Here is a 4,927-nt window from a genome sequence, read left to right as displayed (position 1 = left end):
GGCTCTTTGACCTACGGCCCGCAGATTGCGGGCTACGCCGGCAAAATCAGCCCGTCCGGCGTTTGAGGACGCGGCCGCAGGCCGCCCCCGCCGCAGGCGGCGAACGACCCGCAGCCGGAGGCTAGAACGTGAGCTTCCAGCCGTTGACGTAGCCGACATCCTGCGCCGCGACATCCTGCACGCGAAGCTTCCACGTGCCGTTCGCGGTCTCGGTGGACGCGTTCACCGTAAAGGTGGCGTTGACGTCGGCCGCGGAGTCGTTGTTGCTCGAGTCCTTCAGCCGATACGTCTTTCCACTGGGACCGACGAGGTCCACGACCAGGTCGCCCCGGTACGTGTGCTTGATGTCGACCCCGACCTTGAGCGCGGCCGGCGCGTTGCCGGTGAGGCCGCTGACGGCGATCGGGGACTCGATCGCCGGACCCGCGTCGGGGATGTCGACCCGGGACGTGTTCTCGAAGACCTTGCCGCTCGGCGGCGTCGTGGAGGAGCCGCCGCTCAGCTTCCAGACGGCACCGGCGATCGCGGCGGTGTTGGTGCCGAGCGCGGTGTCGTCGAGGTTCGCGTAGGTGTCGCACGAGCGGTGGTAGCAGGCGTCGAACGCCTGGCCCGCGGTGCCGCCCCACTTCTGCGCCTGGTCGGCGGTCTTGATGTAGTCGGCGCCGCTGAACAGCCCGCCGACGGGTATCCCGACGTTCTGGAAGGGCGCGTGGTCGGAGCGGCCGTCGCCCTCGTGGTCGACCTCGGTGGGGATGTTCTTGGCGGTGAACCAGTCCTCGAAGAGGCTCTGGAGGTTCGCGTCGTAGCCGTAGACGTAGTAGCCCGGGTTCGGCGAGCCGATCATGTCGAAGTTCAGATAGCCGTCGATCTTCGAACGCTCGGCGGCGGGCAGGCTGTTGACGTAGTACTGCGAGCCGCGCATGCCGAGTTCCTCGGCGCCCCACCAGCCGAACCGCAGGTGCTTGTCGGGCTTGTAGCCCTCGCGGGCGACGGCGAGGGCGACCTCGAGGATGCCGGCCGAGCCGGAGCCGTTGTCGTTGATGCCGGGACCGGCGTTGACCGAGTCGAGGTGCGAGCCCGCGAAGACGACGTGGTTCGCGTCCCCGCCGGGCCAGTCGGCGATCAGGTTGTAGCCGGTGGCGCCGTTGGTGGTGAACTGCTGGACGGTGGTGGTGAATCCGGCCGCGTCCAGCTTGCCCTTCACATAGTCGACGGACGCCTTGTAGCCGCTGCGGCCGTGCGCGCGGTTGCCGCCGTTGGCGTTGGCTATCGACTGGAGCTGGTTGAGGTGCGCCTTGACGTTGGCCACGGGAATGCCGGGCGCGTCGGCCTTGACGCGGGTCTTGGCGGCGACCGGCGCGGCGGCCCCGGCGGTGGTGGGAACCGCCTGGGCCGGGGCGCCGGTCGCGCCGAGGAAGGTGGCGGTGAGGGCCGCACCGGTGGCCAGGAGGGCCACGGCGCGGTTTCTTCGCCCGGTTCCGTTGAGTGGTCCTTTGAGTTCAAGCATGGGGGGCTCCCAACTCATTTTGACGTGGCCATGATGTTGGGGGCGCCGGTTATACGCGTCAAGGGCGGAATTCGGACACCGAACACCGCTTTCCGGATATCGGGCGCCGGTCTACCGCCCCTGAGCTGTGGCTTCAGGGGTCTCCGTGACGGCTGTGACGTCTGTGTTAACAGTGGCGGCGGACGTCGCTTTTCCGCTGTGTACGGCCTTGTCCTGGGCCGCCCGCAGCTCCGTCCGCGCGGTGCGGGCCGTGCGCAGCGCGTCCCAGCTGAGCAGGGCGAGCGCCAGCCAGATCAGCGCGAAACCGGCCCACCGCTCGGCGGGCATCGTCTCGTGGAAGACCAGCAGTCCGAGGGCGAACTGGAAGACGGGGGCGAGGTACTGCACCATGCCCATCACCGACAGCGGCAGCCGGACGGCCCCGATGCCGAAGCAGATGAGGGGCAGCGCGGTGATCGCGCCGGTGCCCATCAGCAGCAGGGCGTGCCCGGCGCCCTCGCTCGCGTAGGTGCTGCCGCCGTCCGCCCCGAGGAACAGCAGGAAGCCCAGCGCCGGGAGGAACTGCACCGCGGTCTCGGCGGCCATCGACTCCAGGCCGCCCAGCCCGACCTTCTTCTTGACCAGGCCGTACGTGCTGAACGTGGCGGCCAGCGTCAGCGCGATCCACGGCGGCTTGCCGTATGCGACGGCCATCACCACGACCGCGGCCGCGCCGACGCCCACCGCCGTCCACTGGACGGCCCGCAGCCGCTCGCGCAGGACGAGGACGCCGAAGGCGATGGAGACCAGCGGGTTGATGAAGTAGCCCATCGACGTCTCGACGACGTGCCCCGAGTTGACGCCCCAGATGTAGACGCCCCAGTTCACGGAGATCAGGGCCGCGCCGATCGCGATCAGCGCCAGCCGTTTCGGCTGCCGGAGCAGCGGGCGTATCCACCCCCAGCGCCGGGTGACGGCGAGGGCGATCAGCACGGTGGCGAGCGACCACACCATGCGGTGGGCGAGGATCTCGCCCGCGCCGGAAGGTTCGAGGAGGGGCCAGTAGAGGGGGAAGAGACCCCAGATCGAGTAGGCGGCAACGCTGCAGAGCAGACCCGTGCGGGTCTCGCTCCTGGCGGTGGGGGTGGCGGTCATGACGGCTCCTGGGGGCGACGCGGCTCCGTCGAAGGTAACGCCGCACCCGGACCGATGTCATGTGCGTACCGAATCATGGTCATGACGCCGCCTCGCCCCCGGTGCCCGCCCCCTGCCTCGGGCGCTCCTCACGCATGCGCTCGACGGCCTTGGTGACGTCGAACGGCAGGATCGTCACCGCCACGTTCGGCAGCTGCTCCAGCGTCTTCGCCATCTCGTCGCCCCGGTCCGGATGCAGCAGCGGCCCGAGCGGCGGCGAGTACGTACGGCGCGGCACCAGCAGGGTGAGGGCCGTGGAGCCGTCGGCCGTGGTGCGGGCCGCGAGGGAGGCGACCGCGTGCCGGAGCCGCCGGTCCGGGCAGTCCACCAGTTCCAGCGGCACCGTCGTGCCGGGCGTCTCGTCCCACTTCGCGGCCAGCCGCCGGGCCCGCTCCTCGTCGATGACGAAGTGCAGGGCCCGCACCTCGTCCGGCCGCAGCTCGTGCGCGTACCGCAGTGCCTGGATGGTGGCCAGGTCGAGGCTGTCGACGAGGATGTACACGAGGTGGCGCCGCCAGTGCGGCCGGTCCGAGCCGAGGGCGGGGACGTTGCCCAGCGCCTCGTCCTCCTCCCGGTACTGGCGGTTGATGCGGATCAGCGCCCATACGCCGAGCGGGAAGACCACCACGACCAGCCAGGCGCCCTCCGTGAACTTGGTGACCGCGAAGATGACCACGACCATCGCCGAGACCACCGCGGCCACGAGGTTCACCCCCACCTTCCCGTGCCGGTTCGGCTCGTCGGGCCGTCGCCAGTAGTGGGCCGCCATCCCGGCGGCCGCCATGGTGAAGCCGGTGAACACGCCGATGGCGTACAGCGCGACGAGCTTGTCGACGCTGCCGCCCGTGACGATCAGCAGCGCGAGGGAGACGACGGTGAGCGAGATGATCCCGTTGGAGAAGGCGAGCCGGTGCCCGCGGCGCGTCAACTGGCGGGGCAGGAAGCGGTCTTCGGCGACGAAGCTGGCGAGGAACGGGAAGCCGGTGAAGGGCGTGTTCGCGCCCGTGTAGAGGATCAGCGCGGTCGCCAGCTGCACATAGACCAGCCCGGCCGTGCCGAGCCAGCTGCCGCCGAAGACGAGGTGGGCCTCCTGGGCGATGACGGTCGGATTGCCGTCCTGGTAGGGGATCGCGTGGGTGAAGTGGGCGAGCGTGGAGACGCCGAGCACCATGACGCCCAGCACACAGCTCATGACGGTGAGGGTGCGCCGGGCGTTGCGGCCCTGCGGCCTGCGGAAGGCGGAGACGCTGTTGGAGATCGCCTCCAGACCGGTCAGCGACGAGCCGCCGTTCGCGAACGCGCGCAGCACCATGAACAGCGAAGCGCCGTAGAGCCAGCCGTGCCCGGCCGTACCGAGCGGAAGGGCGCCGCTGGCGTGCAGGTCCGCGTGGGGGAGGCCGCCGGTGAGGGCCCGGACGAGACCGATGAGCAGTATCAGCGCGACGGCGACCATGAAGAGGTACGCGGGAGCGGCGAACGCCCGCCCCGCCTCCCGGAGCCCTCGCAGATTCCCGTACATCAACAGCACCACCACGCCCACGGTGATGGGGAGTTTGAGGTGGTCGATGCCGGTGTAGCCGTCGCCGGTGAGATGGGCGAGGGAGATCAGCGCGTCGGTGCCCGCGGCGGTCTGCACGGCGACGGTGACGATGTAGTCGACGAGCAGCGCGACCGCCGCGATCTGGGCGACGCGCGGACCGAAGTTCTCACGGGCGACGACGTACGAGCCGCCGGCGCGCGTGTACACGGACACCACGTCGCGGTAGGAGAGCGTGAGGAGCAACAGCACCAGCAGGATCGCGCCGGTCACCGGCAGCAGCAAGGTGAACGCGGCCACTCCGACGACCGGTACCAGGATGCGGAGCATCTCCTCGCTGCCGTACGCGGTGGAGGAGATGCAGTCGGAGGCGAGGACGCCCAGGGCGAGGGGGTTGGAGAGCGTCTCGTGGGCGAGCTGCTGGGTGACGAGGGGACGACCGAGCAGTCGGCATTTGACGCGGTAGGCGAGCCGGTCAGGAACCTCGGGTACGGCATCGGAATCGGCCATCCCCCTATGTAACCGGCGGTCGGCCCCGGAGTCCTCTCCTCAAACGCCGGACGGGCTGAAAATCAGCCCGTCCGGCGTTCGGGTGCGCCTGGTGGTGCGGGTGGTTCAGCCGACGACGGTCCAGGTGTCGTTCCCGGCCAGGAGGGTGGCGAGGTCGCCTTTGCCCTGGTGGTGGGTGGCGGTTTCGAGTTGGTCGTTCA

3 protein-coding genes are annotated in these 4,927 nt (G+C 70.0%); all 3 read right to left on the bottom strand.

Annotation, left to right across the window (positions count from 1 at the left end; translation table 11 throughout):
• Positions 1–121: 121 nt before the first annotated feature.
• Entirely contained in the window at positions 122–1,507 is a 1,386-nt protein-coding gene (locus ACWD4A_RS35090; protein ID WP_451200498.1) for a M28 family metallopeptidase, read from the bottom strand.
• A 111-nt stretch (positions 1,508–1,618) separates the two neighbouring features.
• The gene (gene rarD / locus ACWD4A_RS35085) at positions 1,619–2,641 is read right to left on the bottom strand and encodes an EamA family transporter RarD (RefSeq protein WP_451200496.1); all 1,023 of its coding nucleotides are present in this window, start codon (positions 2,639–2,641) and stop codon (positions 1,619–1,621) included.
• 79 nt (positions 2,642–2,720) lie between these two features.
• Entirely contained in the window at positions 2,721–4,727 is a 2,007-nt protein-coding gene (locus tag ACWD4A_RS35080) for an APC family permease (RefSeq protein WP_451200493.1), read from the bottom strand.
• Between the last annotated feature and the right edge of the window lie 200 nt (positions 4,728–4,927).

The organism is Streptomyces sp. NPDC002537 (assembly GCF_053594975.1).
The sequence above is the reverse complement of the archived record's forward strand: the minus strand, read 5'-3'. Positions and strand labels throughout refer to the sequence as shown.

Bases quoted from the DNA above. Each gene is read 5' to 3' on its own strand.
- ACWD4A_RS35090 (WP_451200498.1), bottom strand. From the start codon at position 1,507: ATGCTTGAACTCAAAGGACCACTCAACGGAACCGGGCGAAGAAACCGC.
- rarD (WP_451200496.1), bottom strand. From the start codon at position 2,641: ATGACCGCCACCCCCACCGCCAGGAGCGAGACCCGCACGGGTCTGCTC.
- ACWD4A_RS35080 (WP_451200493.1), bottom strand. From the start codon at position 4,727: ATGGCCGATTCCGATGCCGTACCCGAGGTTCCTGACCGGCTCGCCTAC.